The organism is Limosilactobacillus antri DSM 16041, assembly GCF_000160835.1.
Lineage (GTDB): Bacteria > Bacillota > Bacilli > Lactobacillales > Lactobacillaceae > Limosilactobacillus > Limosilactobacillus antri.
In genome coordinates, this window is the sequence record NZ_GG700732.1 from 738870 (window position 1) to 754183 (window position 15314).

At 52.6% G+C, this 15314-nt stretch carries 12 protein-coding genes and 1 other RNA gene; 2 read left to right on the forward strand and 11 right to left on the reverse strand.

The window, feature by feature from the left end; translation table 11 throughout:
- Positions 1 to 51 precede the first annotated feature (51 nt).
- From HMPREF0494_RS03565 to HMPREF0494_RS03575, 3 genes are all read right to left on the reverse strand, one after another.
- Positions 52 to 2094: a right-handed parallel beta-helix repeat-containing protein gene (locus HMPREF0494_RS03565; protein WP_007123563.1), complete on the reverse strand. Its 2043-nt coding sequence runs from the start codon at positions 2092 to 2094 to the stop codon at positions 52 to 54.
- A 20-nt stretch (positions 2095 to 2114) separates the two neighbouring features.
- A complete protein-coding gene (locus HMPREF0494_RS03570; protein ID WP_007123564.1) occupies positions 2115 to 3578 on the reverse strand; it encodes an MFS transporter in 1464 nt (487 codons plus the stop codon).
- Positions 3579 to 3744: 166 nt separating this feature from the next.
- Positions 3745 to 4656 (reverse strand): helix-turn-helix domain-containing protein, encoded by a 912-nt coding sequence (locus HMPREF0494_RS03575; RefSeq protein WP_007123565.1) that lies wholly within the window; start codon positions 4654 to 4656, stop codon positions 3745 to 3747.
- Positions 4657 to 4896: 240 nt separating this feature from the next.
- Between HMPREF0494_RS03575 and HMPREF0494_RS03580 the strand changes: the two genes are divergently transcribed.
- Positions 4897 to 6297: a sugar porter family MFS transporter gene (locus HMPREF0494_RS03580; RefSeq protein WP_007123566.1), complete on the forward strand. Its 1401-nt coding sequence runs from the start codon at positions 4897 to 4899 to the stop codon at positions 6295 to 6297.
- Between the two features lie 179 nt (positions 6298 to 6476).
- Here HMPREF0494_RS03580 and HMPREF0494_RS03585 read toward each other — a convergent pair whose 3' ends face one another.
- Together HMPREF0494_RS03585 and HMPREF0494_RS03595 are read right to left on the reverse strand one after the other, a co-directional pair.
- The gene (locus HMPREF0494_RS03585; protein ID WP_007123567.1) at positions 6477 to 7658 is read right to left on the reverse strand and encodes an ROK family transcriptional regulator; all 1182 of its coding nucleotides are present in this window, start codon (positions 7656 to 7658) and stop codon (positions 6477 to 6479) included.
- Between the two features lie 306 nt (positions 7659 to 7964).
- The gene (locus HMPREF0494_RS03595) at positions 7965 to 9323 is read right to left on the reverse strand and encodes a glucose-6-phosphate isomerase (protein WP_007123569.1); all 1359 of its coding nucleotides are present in this window, start codon (positions 9321 to 9323) and stop codon (positions 7965 to 7967) included.
- Between the two features lie 155 nt (positions 9324 to 9478).
- Between HMPREF0494_RS03595 and HMPREF0494_RS03600 the strand changes: the two genes are divergently transcribed.
- Positions 9479 to 10093, forward strand: a complete 615-nt coding sequence (locus tag HMPREF0494_RS03600; protein WP_040458727.1) for a sugar O-acetyltransferase — start codon at positions 9479 to 9481, stop codon at positions 10091 to 10093.
- 76 nt (positions 10094 to 10169) lie between these two features.
- Here the strand turns inward: HMPREF0494_RS03600 and HMPREF0494_RS03605 are convergent, their stop codons facing one another.
- The 6 genes from HMPREF0494_RS03605 to ssrA all read right to left on the reverse strand — a co-directional run bounded on the left by HMPREF0494_RS03605 (position 10170) and on the right by ssrA (position 15259).
- Positions 10170 to 11060, reverse strand: a complete 891-nt coding sequence (locus HMPREF0494_RS03605; RefSeq protein ID WP_007123571.1) for a GRP family sugar transporter — start codon at positions 11058 to 11060, stop codon at positions 10170 to 10172.
- Between the two features lie 160 nt (positions 11061 to 11220).
- Positions 11221 to 12693: a sensor histidine kinase gene (locus tag HMPREF0494_RS03610; protein ID WP_040458728.1), complete on the reverse strand. Its 1473-nt coding sequence runs from the start codon at positions 12691 to 12693 to the stop codon at positions 11221 to 11223.
- Position 12694: 1 nt separating this feature from the next.
- Positions 12695 to 13411, reverse strand: a complete 717-nt coding sequence (locus tag HMPREF0494_RS03615) for a response regulator transcription factor (RefSeq protein ID WP_040458729.1) — start codon at positions 13409 to 13411, stop codon at positions 12695 to 12697.
- A gap of 18 nt (positions 13412 to 13429) precedes the next feature.
- Entirely contained in the window at positions 13430 to 13933 is a 504-nt protein-coding gene (locus HMPREF0494_RS03620; protein ID WP_007123574.1) for an ECF transporter S component, read from the reverse strand.
- Between the two features lie 2 nt (positions 13934 to 13935).
- Entirely contained in the window at positions 13936 to 14700 is a 765-nt protein-coding gene (locus HMPREF0494_RS03625; RefSeq protein ID WP_007123575.1) for a PfkB family carbohydrate kinase, read from the reverse strand.
- Positions 14701 to 14882: 182 nt separating this feature from the next.
- Positions 14883 to 15259, reverse strand: a transfer-messenger RNA (tmRNA) gene (gene ssrA / locus HMPREF0494_RS10935).
- Positions 15260 to 15314 lie beyond the last annotated feature (55 nt).

Sequence of the window (15314 nt, forward strand, 5' to 3'; positions counted from 1 at the left end):
TCGTTCGTTTTCTCTAAAAGCTAGCTGTGCGTCGCAGAAGCCGTAAACAAGCTAGAAAATCTTCTGTTCCGTTTCGCTTGGACTGCTAAATGGTCCGGCAGTTACCTTGACCCCATCCCGGTGGTTGCCAAAGTAGTCACTGTCAAAGGTGATCGGTGTGCCATCCGGATTTTCGTACTTCTCTTCCGGCTCAAAGGCCATCGCAATCGTCGCCGTGGAAATTACGCCGGCGGTCTTCTCCGGAACGAAGTCGTAGAGGTTGGTTTTGAGGTACAGACCGTCTTCCCGTTCTTCCAAAGCTAATTCCACCTGGTCCTTACTGTCAACGTACGGGCGCTCTTCCTTCGCCGTGGCTTGGGCGCCGTTCAGGTAGACGTTCCCCGCCGACCAGACCGGCAGGTGGCTGTAATAGTGGTCGCTGTTTGGCGCATAGATCCCACAGTAGCCATCAAACTGCTTATCCCATTCCGCAAAGGTCGGGTAGTCGCTGAATGGCTTGGTCCCAACCACAAAGTTGTAGTCATCCCAGTCGTCGGGTTCGTCCTTCTTCATTTCCGCCAGCTTGGCCATTGCTGGCCGGAGCTTCTGCTGAACAAAGATGTTGTTGTAGAACTTATTGTCACCATGTTGGATGGTCATGAAGCCCATCACCTTGGTGCCATGAATTTCATGGTAAGGCGTGAACCGGTTCGACGGCAGGTTTACGGAATTGTTGTCGGTTCCCCGGCCGGTAGCGGTAAAGCTCCCGGCAATCAGGTTATGGACCATCGCAACCCCCTGGGCAGCAAAGCGGATTGACCGCTCCGACAAAAAGAGGTTGTTGTCGATTAGGGTTGGCCCGAAGGAAACCTCAACCCAAATATCTTCACCTAGGCCGCTCAAGACATCGTCAATGTTGTCCTTGTCAACCTTAAAGTCATTTGGCAGGCTGTTGTGGTCAAAGATGTTCCGGGTAACCCGGGTGCCCTGAGCCTGCCAGTCCAGCCAGAGGCCCCGCGTACAGTGGTGAATGTGGTTATGCCGGTAAGTGACGTCGATGGCGGCGTGCATCTTAATCCCGCCGATTTCAGCCCCCGCCAGGTTCTGCCGGACGTTGATGTCGTGAATATCGTTCTCTTCAATCAGGGAGCAGATCCCGCCGAGGTGCCCAACGATCCCGGTCTGGCCACAATCATGAATCTGGTTGCGGCGGACAATGTGGGAACCGACGTGCTCCTTATCCCAGCCGTCATAGGAGGCCTGGCAGATGACGTCCCGTTCCGTCTGGGTACCATCCTTGTACTTCCACTTGGACCACTTGTTGTCATTGTTTGGCTGCAGGTACTTGCCCAGGGAAATCCCCGAACACTTGGAATGGGCAATATCGCAATCTTCAATGATCCAGCCCTTAGACCAGTGGGGACCAACCATCCCTTCCTGGTAGGCCGTCGGTGGTGCCCACTGGGTAGCGGCCTTATTGACGCCAAAACCGGCCAGGATGATGTAACCGATCCCTTCCTGCTGCGGGTAAAAGCAGTTTTCTCGGACGTTGATCTCAACGTTTTCCTCGTTTGGGTCAGCGCCCTGGAAGTTGGCATAGATGATCGTCTCATCCTGGTCCTGATCCTGCTCGGTATACCAGGTCAGCAGGGTATCATCCGGGTACCAGGACTTCATGTTCTTGACCGGTGCCTTAACCTCATCCAGACGATTAACCTCGTAAAGGGCCTTGTCGTTTAAGTACACTTCCCCGGTGTGGGCAACAATCCGGGCGTCAAACCAGTCGCCAGCCACCCGGGTCGTATAAGGATTGGCACCGCCAAAAATACTGTTTGGAATGCGGGCCTGCCAAACCTTGCCGGCCACGTTTTCCCAACTGGTAACGCGTTCCGCACCAGTAATTACCGCCCCTAGTGGTTCGGTTGACCGGTAAACAATCCGGTGCTCTGCGGTCCCGGCGTGCTTAGGGTCAACGTTTTCGCGGTAGGTCCCGGGGGCCACTAAAACTTCATCCCCCGGCATGGCAATGTTTGCTGCCGCCTGAATTGCCTTAAAGGGGTGCTCTGCTGACCCATCACCATTGACAGGCGCGTTAATATCAACATAAATTTTCATTATTAAAGCCTTCCTTTCGTTTACTTGGCAGCGGTATTCCGCTTGTCCTCAATTTCGTGGTTAATCTGGTCAACCTCCGGATCGCTCAGCGGGTACTTGCTCATAATCCACATGGCGATCAGCGCGAGGACGATTGGTACCCAGATCATGGAAACCGCAATCCCGGTTAGGGCTGACTTCGGCTGGGCAGCAGCGTTCCCGTCAAAGTGGCAAAAGGCGTTGATGTAGCCAGGAATGATTCCCCCAAGGGCCAGGCCAATCTTGAAGAACAGGCCCATGATGGAGTTGATAATTCCGGCAACCCGCTTCTTGGAATGCCATTCACCGTAAGAAATCACTTCTGGGACCAGCGACCACATATAACCGGTGGCCGCGGTAATTCCCCACTGCATGACAAACCGGCCGATGTAGCCCAGCGCAATGCTGTTCTTAAAGGCGGGGAATGACCAGACCCATAAAATCAGCTGGCCAATGATGAAGAGGATTAAGAAGAGGTAGAAGAAGCCCTTCTTACCGATTTTGCGCCGGACAATTGGCCACAGGAAGACCAGGAAGATCCCCGGGATGGAACCAATCAGGTTAATCGAGGCCATCCATTCGGAGTGGCCAATGTTGTACTGAACGAAGAATGGCCAGACCGTGTTGCCAAAGAACATGAAGGTAAAGCCGATCAGGAAGAACCAGCCGAGGATTTGCAGCGGCTTGTTGTCGATTAATTCGTTCCATAAGTCGGAGAATTTAACCGAGGCCGTTTCCTCCTTCGTTGGCAGGACCCGTTCCTTAATACCAAAGTAAGTGCACAGCAGCATGATAAAACCGATGACCATGTAAACCGCAATTACCTTGAAATAGGCTCCCGCGGCCTGTGGCGAAGCGTAGTTCCCCAGTTCCAGCTTGATGCCGAAAAAGCCAATATCCTTAAGCTGCTTAGCAGGCGATGCCAGTTGCACAAACAGCGGCAGGAAGGTGTAAACCAGCAAGTTCCCAATGTTGGCTTCCGTCATCCGAACGGTGGTCAAAGTCGACACTTCATCGTTATCACGGGTCAGTGAGGCGTTCAGCGACCCGTATGGAATGTTCACGAAGGAGTAGATCAGCGCCGTCGCCAGGTAGGAGAAGAAGACATACAGCACGTTGCCCCGGACGGCCGGAATCGGCAGGAACAAGAGGGCACAGCAGATGGTCAGCGGAATCCCAAAGTAAATTAGGAATGGCCGGTACTTGCCGCCATGCTTAAAGTGGCTCTTATCGACCACCGTGCCGACCCACGGATCCCAGAAGACATTGACCCAGCGGACAATCAGGAAGATGGTTGCCCCGGCCGCAGCCGAAATCCCAAACACCGTGGTCAGGTAGAAGAGCAGCATGGAACCAATCGTTCCGAAAATCAGGTTTTGTGCTAAGTCACCAGCACCGTAACAAATCCGCTCACGCCAGGAAAGTTTGGCGAACTCATTCACGGATTGCTTAGAAGCATTGTCCATAAATATTCATCCTTTCAAATCACGACAAAATAGCAATTGAATAAGTAAGTTAGCTGAATAAGTGCGGATTAATTTATGATCCACGTTTATTGTATTCGCTTTCAAAATCAAAAAATAGGTCATAAACTGACAGTTATTTGTCAATTTATGACCTTTTATCAATTAACTATTCAAAGTAGCCGGTCCGGTTCTTCGAGGTCACCGACCGTTTCCGCCGGGTCTGCTTGCGGTACTCGCTTGGCGACACCCCCGACCACTTCTTGAATTGCTTGCTAAAGATGGAAATATTGCTGGCACCGACCAGGCTGGCAATCTCGTCAATCGAATTATGCGAGTTTTCCAGGAGCCGCTGCGCCTTTTGATAACGCTCCCTGTTAATGTAGTACAGGGGCGTAATCCCGTAAACCTTCTTAAAGACCCGGTGGCCGTAACCACTGCTGATCCCCAGCTGGTAACAGACTTCTTCAAAGTTGAACGACGGATCCTCATCGTCATTATTGACCCGGTTCTCAATGCTGACGACCAGGTCGCGGGCCACCTTGGCCTCCTTATCTGAATACGGCAGGCGGTGGTGGTCCTTGACCCGGTCAATTTCCTGGTCCACGTCCCGAAGGAAGCTGAGGAGGGCGATTTCGATGGCGACCCGGTTGGCAAAACTATTAACCTGGTCCCGATTGCTGCTGAGCTGGGTAATTGCCGCTAGGACGTCCGTACAGGCCCGGGCCAGCCTTGATCCGGCGGGAATGCGCTGGTTGGTAACCATCCCGATCAGGCGGGACCGTACGAGCATATCTTCAAAGTCAAAGTGGAGGCAGCTATACGTCATGGGCGCTTGGGCACTCCGGTTGCTATTCGTATGGTAGGTCTCCGGCGCAATGATGATCGCGTCGCCGGGACCGAGTTCAATCGCCGGGCCATCCTTAACCGCCGTTAACTGGCAGCCCGCGCTGATCGTCATCAGCTCGAAGACCTGGTGGCGCTGCTCAAAGAACTGCCAGCCCCCCGGCACCGTATGACGGTGACCGCCAAACATATACAGGCCCGATTCAATAGTTGGAAAAGAAATAAATTGCTGCATTGCTGTCCCCCCTTAGTCCCTCAGCTCGTGAATGGCCTTCATTGGCCTTTTTATTACCAGGATTTGTCAATTTATAACTATTCACGCAACGAAAAGATTTATAAAACCGCTTTCAATTGTGTCATTTTATGTTATTATAATAGACGTTAGTTGGTTAATCAAACCAACGCACTTATAAACAACTAACTCACTCTGTTAACTTACATTTCATTCTTGTTTTATATATAAGGGGTTAAAATCATGAAACATAAACTATCTGCAGGGTGGATATATTTCTTTGCCGCTTTGGGTGGCTTGCTCTTTGGTTACGATACGGGATCGATTTCTGGTGCCATCCTATTTATTGAAAAGCAATTATCCTTGAATTCTTGGCAACAGGGTTCCGTAGTTTCCGCCGTATTGCTGGGGGCCATCTTGGGGGCCGTTACCATTGGACCATTCTCAGACCGCTTTGGCCGGCGGAAGCTGCTGATGGTTACTTCAATTATCTTCTTCGTCGGGGCGTTAGGTTCAGGAATTGCGCCTGAATTCTGGACCCTGATTATCTTCCGGATTATCCTCGGGATGGGGGTTGGTGCCGCCTCGGCACTGATTCCAACCTACCTGGCCGAATTAGCACCGGTTGCTAAGCGGGGAATGATGTCCGGCCTCTTCCAATTAATGGTTATGACCGGGTTGCTGTTTGCCTACCTGTTCAACTACTGGTTGCAAGGAATCTACACCGGTTGGCGGTGGATGCTTGGTCTGGCCGCTGTGCCGGCTGCCGTCCTCTTCATCGGTGCGCTTATCCTGCCGGAATCACCACGTTACCTGGTCCGCAATGACAAGGAAAACGTTGCGCGTGAAGTCCTGATGGCGATGAACCAAAACGACCTGAGCGTGGTTAATGACGATATTGCTAAGATTCAAAAGCAGGCCGCCATTAAATCCGGTGGTTGGAATGAACTGTTTGGCCTGATGGTCCGGCCAGCGCTGGTTGCCGCCGTCGGTCTAGCGATTTTCCAGCAAGTCATGGGTTGTAACACGGTGCTCTACTACGCCCCAACGATCTTTACTGACGCAGGCTTTGGTGTGCACTTCGCACTGCTCTCCCACATTTGGATCGGGATTTTCAATGTTATCGTTACGGTGATCGGGATTTGGCTGATGAACCGGGTCAGCCGGCGGAAGATGTTAATCGTCGGTGGTTGGCTGATGGCCATTACCCTGTTCATCATGTGCTGGGGATTGATGCACTCCAGCGATTCCAAGTTTGCCGCTGACGTTGCCGTAATTTCCATGGTAATCTACATTGCTTCATTCTCCGGTACTTGGGGCCCAATCATGTGGACAATGATTGGTGAAATGTTCCCACTGAACATCCGTGGTTTAGGGAACTCCTTCTCCGCTGGTGTTAACTGGACGGCGAACATGATTGTTTCCCTGACTTTCCCACCGCTTCTGAGCTTCTTTGGTAAGGGAACCCTGTTCATCGGCTACGGGATCTTCTGTCTGCTGGCCATCTGGTTCGTCCACGCCAAAGTTTTCGAAACCCAAGGCAAGTCCCTGGAAAGTATCGAACAATGGCTCCGGGACCAAGCTGCCAAGAAGAAGGCCGCTAAGGTTGCCTCATCTGATACCACAAACACGGCGAATAATTAGCATGGACTAAGGTCCCGCTATGAATCCCGCCTAAACAATCCGCTTAAAAACTAGGCCTCCAGAACTCGGTCCACACCGAACTCTGGAGGCCTGATTTGATGTTTAAATTGATGAACTAACCGGCCTGCTAGCTCATTCAGCGGCTACCAGGCCGGTTAATTCTTGTCAGTACATCCTTCTTAGCCGACGTTCTTAACCTCATTCGGCCACTTTAAGCGCAGCTGGTAGTGGTCGAGTTCTAAGGCCCGGTGAATTGCCAGCGAGCTGGCCCCTAACAGCGAAGTCATGCGGGAGCCGACGATCTTCTTGATTGGCGAGAACGCCCCCATCTCCACCAGCTTCGTCCGGATCTGCTCATACAGCTCCGGAATATCCTCAAAGAGGGTCGAGTTAAAGTAGACCTCCTGGGGCCCGAAGGAAACGATCGCGTTAAAGGAGGCCTCGGCCAACAATTCCGCCGCGTGGTCGAAGATTTGCAAGACCTGGCTGTCATAGTGGTAAAGCCGGACCAGCTCAGTGCTGCTAATCGTGTCCAGGTGCTTGGCAGCCTTCACCTGACCGATGATTGCGTCCTCAGAACACAGGGATTCCACCTTTACCAGTTTCTTGCTGCCGCTGGCAAAGCGGTCAATCATCAGCGTCCGGCCGATTTCCCCGGCCATGCCGCGGTTGCCCCGGTATAGCTGGCCGTTGGTAATCACACCGACCCCGATTCCCCGGTGAATACTGATGGTAATCAAATCTTTGACCCCATCGGCCACGCAAAAGTCATTTTCAAACACGGCGGATAAGTTAGCCTCGTTCTCCAAGACGACCGGCACGCCGAACTCCTTTTCAAAATAGCCCTGCAGGTCGATCCCGTCGAGGTCCAGGAAGGGCGAATCCAGCACCTGGTTGTGGTCCACAATTCCGTGAATCGAAAACGCGATTGCTAATAAGCCGCGGCTAGTCTGGTCAACCTCCTGCATCTGCTGAATTTCTTTTTTAATCATCTGCATGATGGTTAAAATGTCGAAGCGTTCGATCGGCTGGCGGTTATAGCGGATGATCTCCCCATTGATGTAGTTAAACATCGCGGCCATGTACCTAGTTCCGATATTAAAACTCGCCACAAAGCCATAGTTAGGGTTTAGCCGAACCAAGTTGGGCTTCCGCCCGCCGCTGCTCGTCGACTCCCCCTGCCGGACCTCCTGAATCAAGCCGTCGTCATCTAATTCGGTATAAATTGAGGAAACCGTTGACTTATTCAGCTTTAACTGGCGGGCAATCTCCGCCCGGGAAGTTTCTTGATTGTTAAATAGTTGTTGTAATACTAGTTTGCGGTTGTTTATTCGCGATAAATTGCGATGGTCAATTGTCATGTTATCCCTACTTCATCCATTAATATCCTAACGTTCTTATTATAACACGTTTGCTAGTCATGCTTACGCAATAGCCATAATTCTAAATAACACCATAAGATAATTAATAAGACACAGTAGACTGCAGCAAACCACGCCACTATTTGCACCAGTTTCCAGCCAGTCAGAGTTGTTATAATTTGTAAGCAGATGGTCAAAACAATCCAAACCACTAGGCTCGTCTGAATATGCCCTTGGTATTGTTGAAGCTTGTCCTTATTCATAACCAAAAAGAACTGGGGATTACTCCCCAGTTTCTCCTTAATCCTAGTTGTTCTTGTCCATTTCCGCCCGCAATTGCTTGCCGACTTCTTCGTAGCCCGGTTTACCCAACAGGCCAAACATGTTGGTCTTGTAGGCTTCGACCCCTGGCTGGTTGAATGGATTGATCCCGTTCAGGTAGCCGGAGATTCCCATGGCCACTTCAAAGAAGTAGATCAGGTAGCCGAGGGTGTATTCATTTTCTTCTGGGATGTGGACGGTCATTACCGGTACCCCACCGGCCGTGTGGGCCGCCACCACGGCCTGGTAGGCCTTGGTGTTGGCGAAGTCCATCGTCTTGCCTTCCAGGTAGCCGAGACCGTCGAGGTTGTCCTCTTCAGCTGGGATCTCCACGTCGAAGTTCGGCTGGTCGAGCTTGACGACGGTTTCCATCAGGAAGCGGCGCCCTTCCTGGATGTATTGTCCCAGTGAGTGGAGGTCGGTCGTGAAGTTAGCACTGGATGGGTAAATCCCCTTCTGGTCTTTCCCCTCGGATTCACCGGCCAGCTGCTTCCACCATTCGGCAAACATCCGCATGTTGGGTTCGTAATTTTCCAGCAGCTCGGTTTCGTAACCCTTCCGGTAGAGGATGTTCCGGTAGGCAGCGTACTGGTAGGCCTCATTCTTGGCCAGGTCTGGGTCAACGTAGTCCTGTTCGGCTTGGGCGGCTCCGGCCATCAGCTGGTCAATGTCGGCACCAGAAGCGGCAATTGGCAGGAGGCCAACCGGGCAGAGGACAGAGTAGCGGCCGCCCACGCCATCGGGAATGACGAAGGATTCGTAGCCGTTGGCGTCGGCCTCGGTCTTCAAGGCGCCCTTAGCCTTATCGGTCGTGGCGTAAATCCGCTTGTTGGCTTCCGCCAGGCTGTACTTTTCAATCAGCTTCTTCTTGAAGATCCGGAAGGCGATTGACGGTTCGGTCGTCGTCCCCGACTTGGAAACGACGTTGACGGAGAAGTCCTTGTCGCCGATCAGTTCCAGCAGGTCGTGAACGTAGGTCGAGCTGAGGGAGTTCCCGGCAAAGATCACCAGCGGGTACTTCCGGTCCTTGGCGCTTTGGGCCTGGTAGAAGGTGTTGTGCAGGAAGTCGATCGCCATCTGGGCACCGAGGTAGGAACCCCCGATCCCAATTACGACCAGGATGTCGGAGTCGGCTTGGATCTTCTTAGCGGCCTGCTTGATCCGCGCAAATTCGTCCTTGTCGTACTCGCTCGGCAGGTGGAGCCAGTCACGGTAGGCCGCGCCGGCACCGGTCCCGTTGCGGAGCTCGTCATCCGCCGCCTTGACCATTGCCTGCATCTCACCCAGTTCGTTGTCGTGAACAAATTGTTTCAAAGCACTGCTATCGAATTTTACCTGTGTCATTATAAGCGCTTCTTTCTAAAATAAATTATTTTACTTAATCATAATAGCGGATAATGTAGTCGGTTTCAATCGGAAAGGGCAAATCCGTTTAGCGGTTGTAGAGGCGCCTAAACACTGCCATAATGGTACTTAGAACGATAAAGGAGTGAATTATGATGGAAGAAAACACCAAGAGAATGCTGGCGGGCGAGCCCTACTGCCCGGCCACTGCGGAATTAGACGGGTTCGCCCACTACGCTCACCGGCTCTGCCGTGACTACACCTTAACTACCGATGAGGATACCGTCGAGCGGACAACAATTATCGAAAAACTCTTTCCCAACCATGGTGTGGGGACCTATATTCAAGGTCCAATGTTTGTTGACTATGGTCGGTTCACCACGCTTGGCGATAATTTCTACGCCAATGCCAACTTAACGATCCTTGACACCTGTCCCGTCACGATTGGCGATAACGTCATGTGCGGTCCGAACGTCTCCATTATTACCGCCATGCACCCGCTCCGCTACCAGCAGCGCAACCCGCGTCAGCTCCCGGACGGCCGCTTTGCCGACTATGAATACGGTAAGCCAGTTACGATTGGCAGCAACTGCTGGCTCGCGGCTAACGTCACCATCTGCCCGGGAGTTACAGTTGGCGACGGCTGTGTTATCGGTGCCGGCGCCGTTGTTACCCAGGATATGCCAGCAAACTCACTGGTGCTCGGCGTGCCAGCCAAGGCGGTCCGCCCAATTACTGAGGCCGATCACCTAGCAAACTTCCCCTATTAAGCAAAAAACGAGGCCGGATTACGGTCTCGTTTTTTTGCTTAATCATATCATTTCACATTTATTTCCCGGGAAATGTTTAGTGGGCAAACGCCGTCAGAATACTACCAGCAACAATCAGGATGATTCCGACAACGGTGTAGCCCATTTCCCGCCGGGTCTTGTGCTCATGCAGGACCAACACCCCACCGATCGTAGCAATGACCACGTTCATCTGGGTGAAGACAAAGGCCACGTTGACCCCGAGGGCCCGCCCAGCAAAGATGTAGGCGAGTGCGGCAATCCCCCAGGAAAGGCCTCCAAGGATATTCAGGTACTGCTCCCTTTGCTTGAAGGCCTTGGCGTTGCCGGATACAAAGGTATAAATCACGGCACCAATCAAGATCCCAATCATTTCCGGCAGAAAAATCCCCAGCGACTTCTCATCCTTAAGCCACGGAATCTTAGGAAAGGCGGAGTAAACCCAGTACCCAAACGTTGTTACCAGCAGGAAGAAGAAGTTCTTAACCGTTACCCGCTTGCCGGAACTTTCGTCAGTCACCGACGTCATCAGGGCACCGATGATCACGATGATCAAGGCGCCAAACCCGATCAACCGGGCCGTCGTGGAGTGCCATTCGCCAAAGATAATTACCCCAATCAGGGAATTACCGATCAGCTGGAACACCGTTGACAGCGGGATGGTATTGGAAACCCCCATCCGCTTGAAGGAGACAAACTGACCGATCTGTCCCGTAGACCAGAGCGCCCCACAAATAACTGAAATCCAGAAGCCCCGGGCACTAACAACCACCGCCCCCGGGTTCCCCGATAACTGAGCACCAAAGAAGGCCAGCAGGCCGATAATCGTGGCCCCAGCCCCAATTCCAAAGGTCTGGTTAATCGTCGAACCACCAATCTTTCCAGTAATCAGCGGCATAATTCCCCAGCCGACTGCCGGCACCAATGCAAGTAAATAAGTTAACACCATATCAATCCTCTCCTATCAATCAATCTACAAGATGATAACTTATCACACTGGAAACGCTTGCACAACCCCTGTGATTTTGGTATGCTGCGATAAAATATTGGCACTATAAGCAAGTAAACGCTTGATAAAAAATTGGTCTGATTAGGCAAACGATTTCCCTTTAATCTGCTGATTGATGTGGGTGCAAGGCGGTTTGACTGTTAGGGAAGAAGATGGTGAAGGTGCTCCCCTTGCCGGGCGCACTGGTAACGGTAATTTTGCCACTGTGGAGCTGAACCAGCTGGTGGACAATTGCCAAGCCCAGACCGGATTCACCATACTTGGTGTTCATCCGTGACTTATCAGCCTTATAGTAGCGCTCCCAAATGTTGTCCAACTGTTCTGGGGTCATCCCGATTCCGTTATCCTGGACGACAAACTGCGTTCCGTGGCTGCGCTGCTGACCACTGATCTTAATCACGCCGTTTTCCGTAAACTGAATGGCGTTTTGGATAATGTTAAACATGATTTGAACAAAACGGTCATAATCGGCGTACACCAACAGGCCATCCGGAACCGTTAACTCTAGCTGGTCCCCCTGGGCGCGGGCCTTCTTGCCCAGCTGTTCCTTAAGATTGTGGAGGACCGCAGCCGCATCAAAGAGCTTGCGTTCCATTGAGATCTGGTTAGTCCTGATTTTTTCGTAATTCAAATTATCGTTTACCAGGCGGATCAAGCGCTTCGTCTCATTCTGCATCAGCTCAATGCTGTGCTGCTTATCCTCCTCAGGGATCACGTCGTACTGCAGACCCTCAAGAATTCCGTTAATCGTGGTCAACGGGGTCCGCATCTCATGAGCAGCATTGGCCATGAACTGCCGGCGCCGTTCCTCTTGGGAATGGATCTCATCGTGCGAGCTTTGCAGGGAGGCCGTCATCTGGTTAAAGCTGCGTCCCAGGTCGCCAATCTCATCGTTGCCCAAGATCCGCAGGCGGACGTCGTAATTTCCCCTGGCCACTTGGTGGGTCAGCTCACGGAGCCGTTTAATCCGCACAGTGATCGAACGGGAGAAAAAGTAGCTGACCAGCAGGGTCATCAGGCCGGCAAAGAGCAGCGCCACTACCAAGTTTAGCTTGATTTGGTGCATATTCCGCTCAATCGGCGAAACAAAGGTTGCAATCGCCACTACCGCCACTAGTTTGTTCTTATTCCGGTAGGGGCGAATAATTTCCGTCATCCGCGGCATATTGGTCGCCGCAACCTGTTTTGAGAGCCGGGGGGTGGTCATCTTAACGTAGACGGTCTCCCCCTTCTCCAGCTTGGCCCACTTTGCGGCCGTGATGGTCGGGGTAAAGCCGTTGCTGGCGAAGAGCTGTTCCTGGTTCTTCCCGTAAATGGCGAAATGAACATCCTGGTGGCTCAGCAGACGGGCATCTGCTTTTAAGGCGGGGGTCATAAATCCGGCAAAGGAGTGGTCAACCGGGTCGTAGCGGATCGAGTCTTCAACAAGACTGTCCGCGTCCTGACGCAGCTGGCGCCAGGTATCCTGGTACATCGACTGGTTGGTCACCTTAATAAAGGAAATACTTAAAATCACCATCAAAATAACGATGATGGTGAAAAAGCTGAGCATCAGCCGGTACATTAACTTCATTTTAGTTAGCTTCGTCATCAAACTTATAGCCTACTCCCCATACCGTCTTGATTACCTGTGGACCCAGGTCTTCGAGCTTCTGCCGCAGCTTTTTGATGTGGGCGTCGACCGTTCGCTCGTCACCATAGTATTCGTAGTCCCAGACGAGCTGCAAGAGCTGTTCCCGGGTAAAAACCTGTCGGGGCTTGGAAGCCAGCGTCTTCAGCAGGTCAAATTCCTTCGGTGTCAAGTCAGCGATCGGCTGGTCGTAAAGGTAGACTTCCCGGGTCTTGGTGTTCATGCGGAAGTTCTTAGTCTGCACATCAAAATCACGGGCCGCCGTGCCGTCCTGGTCCTCAGGGTGCTTAGACAGCTGGCTCCGCCGGTAGAGGGCCTTGATCCGGGCAATCAGGGTAATGGCGCTAAAGGGCTTGGTGACGTAATCATCGGCGCCGATTTCCAGGCCAAGCACCTGGTCGCTCTCCGTGTCACGGGCGGTCAGCATAATCAGCGGTACCGTCGGCGAAACCCGCCGAATATCAGCCGCCACCTGCATCCCGTCTTTTTTCGGCAAGTTGAGGTCCAGCAGGATCACGTCCCACTTGTCCGGGGCGGCAGTAAACTTCTCCTCCGCCTCAATCCCGTCGTAGGCAAACTCGTATTGCCAGCCCTGTTTTTTCAAAAACATTGCCATCATTTCACAGACGGAATGATTATCTTCAATCATCAGTATATTCACGGTAATCCTCCCCTAATCCTATTTAAACGAAATGTTCAGGCGGCGCCGCAGGGGCTTGGCAAACAGGAGGGCAAGCAGTGCCCCGATCAACCCCTGAATGGTGTTGGGAATTAACCCCAGCGTCCCGGTCGCCCAGTTATAAAGGAACGAATCAGCAAAGAAGTAGCAGACCACCATCACAATTATTCCAACCGCCAGTCCCAAAAAGCGGCCCCAGCGTCCCGGCAGCCAGCGCGTAATCAGACCGGCAAGCAAGCCTTCTAGACCGTGGGCAACAAACGAGAACGGGGCGTACTGGGCAAAACCGGAAATCAGGTCCAAGAAGAGCCCGGCAAAGCCCCCAATCGCCCCACCGTACCAGGGGCCCAGCAGCAGGGCCCCAAGCAAAATGGCGGCGTCACAAAGGTTGACGTTCCCCCGCGTCCACGGCAAAGGAATCAAAAAGAGACGGCCAAAGACGATTGACAGCGCCAGGAGCATCGCCGCTAAGGTTAATTTTTTTGTCTGTACTTGTTTTTGCATCGCTATTTCTCCCTTACTAAGTAGCTTACTAAATCTGTCAGCCGCATCCCCAATTGGCGATCCGCGTCTGACAATAAACTTGTTTCCCTGACCGCTACGGCAAGGGCTCGCTCCGCCCCTGCAACCGCGGTCCGTAAATCCGCCCCCGCGGTTAGGTAGCCATACAGGAGGGCCGCAAAGCAATCACCGGTCCCGTAAAAATGTCCCGGGAAATAATCGGCCCCGCTGAACAGCAGCTGGTCCGTTTGAACTAGCCAGCAGCCAACCTGCTTCCCCTGCCTAACTCCAGTGACGACGAGCTGGGCACTAATTCCACGTCCACGAAGTAGCCGCGCCATTTTAAGGCAGGCCGGCGCAGTTGGTTCCACAACAGGCTGGCCGGTCAACAGGCACAGTTCAGTCCAGTTGGGGGTAATAACATCGGCAGCTTGGCACAACTCCCGGATCGTTTCTGGATAGCCGGTGGACAGGCCGGGATAAAGCTGACCCTGGTCCGCCATCGCCGGGTCGACCACGAGCCGGGCCGGGGCCAGGTCCCGCAGAACCTGCTGGGCGGTCTGGACCGCCGGAACGCTCCCCAGGTAGCCAACCAGGGCGCCCTGAAAGGAAAGCGGCAGCTGGGACCAGTGGCGGGCCGCCTGTTGCTGCCAGCGGGTCGTCGTTAAGGCGGCGGGGGTGCCTAGGCACTCCGTTTGAGTGGACAGGACCGTGGCGGGCAGGAGCGCGGTGGTAACCCCCATTGCTTGAAGAATCGTCGTCGCGGCCACCAGGGAAATTTGGCCGAGGGCCGTAAAGTCCTCAATAATAATACTTGCTTTAGTTTCGATGGTGCCCCGCCCCCTTGGTTAATCTTTTCTCATTATATACTCCTCGCCCGGGGATTTGAAAGGAGATTAATTAATTCGGCGATTTAGCAGCTAACGGGGTTGATACATCAGCATAACCCCTTAAATGGAGATGACGGGAGTCGAACCCGTGTCCAAGCATATCGCCATTTCAACCTCTACGTTCGTATCTCAACTATTTGAACTTCACTAGCCAAACCGCCGTTGATCAGGGCCACCATGACTAGCTAGCTTGATTAATCTCTTCTTAGTTACTTCAAGCGGGAGTAACAAGCGTAGTCCACTAAGATATGAAACCTACATTCGCATCATGGACGAACCCGAAGTAGATTTACGCGCACTACTTGTTAGGCAGCGACTGCGTAAGAGTTTGAATTATTGTTTGCAGTTATAATTTAAAACTGAGCGTTTTTACGAAGACGCAACCTTCGAAACGCAGTTGAAACTCGACCTATACCTGTCGAATCCAAAAAACATCCCCAATACGGTATGTATCATACCATATTTACCCGGTCAGTGCACCCATTTTGCCTAGC

What these genes read in the sequence shown, in the direction of transcription:
- HMPREF0494_RS03610 (WP_040458728.1), bottom strand. Translation starts at nt 12,693, where the DNA reads ATGAAGTTAATGTACCGGCTGATGCTCAGCTTTTTCACCATCATCGTT.
- HMPREF0494_RS03600 (WP_040458727.1), top strand. Translation starts at nt 9,479, where the DNA reads ATGGAAGAAAACACCAAGAGAATGCTGGCGGGCGAGCCCTACTGCCCG.
- HMPREF0494_RS03620 (WP_007123574.1), bottom strand. Translation starts at nt 13,933, where the DNA reads ATGCAAAAACAAGTACAGACAAAAAAATTAACCTTAGCGGCGATGCTC.
- HMPREF0494_RS03585 (WP_007123567.1), bottom strand. Translation starts at nt 7,658, where the DNA reads ATGACAATTGACCATCGCAATTTATCGCGAATAAACAACCGCAAACTA.
- HMPREF0494_RS03580 (WP_007123566.1), top strand. Translation starts at nt 4,897, where the DNA reads ATGAAACATAAACTATCTGCAGGGTGGATATATTTCTTTGCCGCTTTG.
- HMPREF0494_RS03575 (WP_007123565.1), bottom strand. Translation starts at nt 4,656, where the DNA reads ATGCAGCAATTTATTTCTTTTCCAACTATTGAATCGGGCCTGTATATG.
- HMPREF0494_RS03595 (WP_007123569.1), bottom strand. Translation starts at nt 9,323, where the DNA reads ATGACACAGGTAAAATTCGATAGCAGTGCTTTGAAACAATTTGTTCAC.
- HMPREF0494_RS03570 (WP_007123564.1), bottom strand. Translation starts at nt 3,578, where the DNA reads ATGGACAATGCTTCTAAGCAATCCGTGAATGAGTTCGCCAAACTTTCC.
- HMPREF0494_RS03605 (WP_007123571.1), bottom strand. Translation starts at nt 11,060, where the DNA reads ATGGTGTTAACTTATTTACTTGCATTGGTGCCGGCAGTCGGCTGGGGA.
- HMPREF0494_RS03565 (WP_007123563.1), bottom strand. Translation starts at nt 2,094, where the DNA reads ATGAAAATTTATGTTGATATTAACGCGCCTGTCAATGGTGATGGGTCA.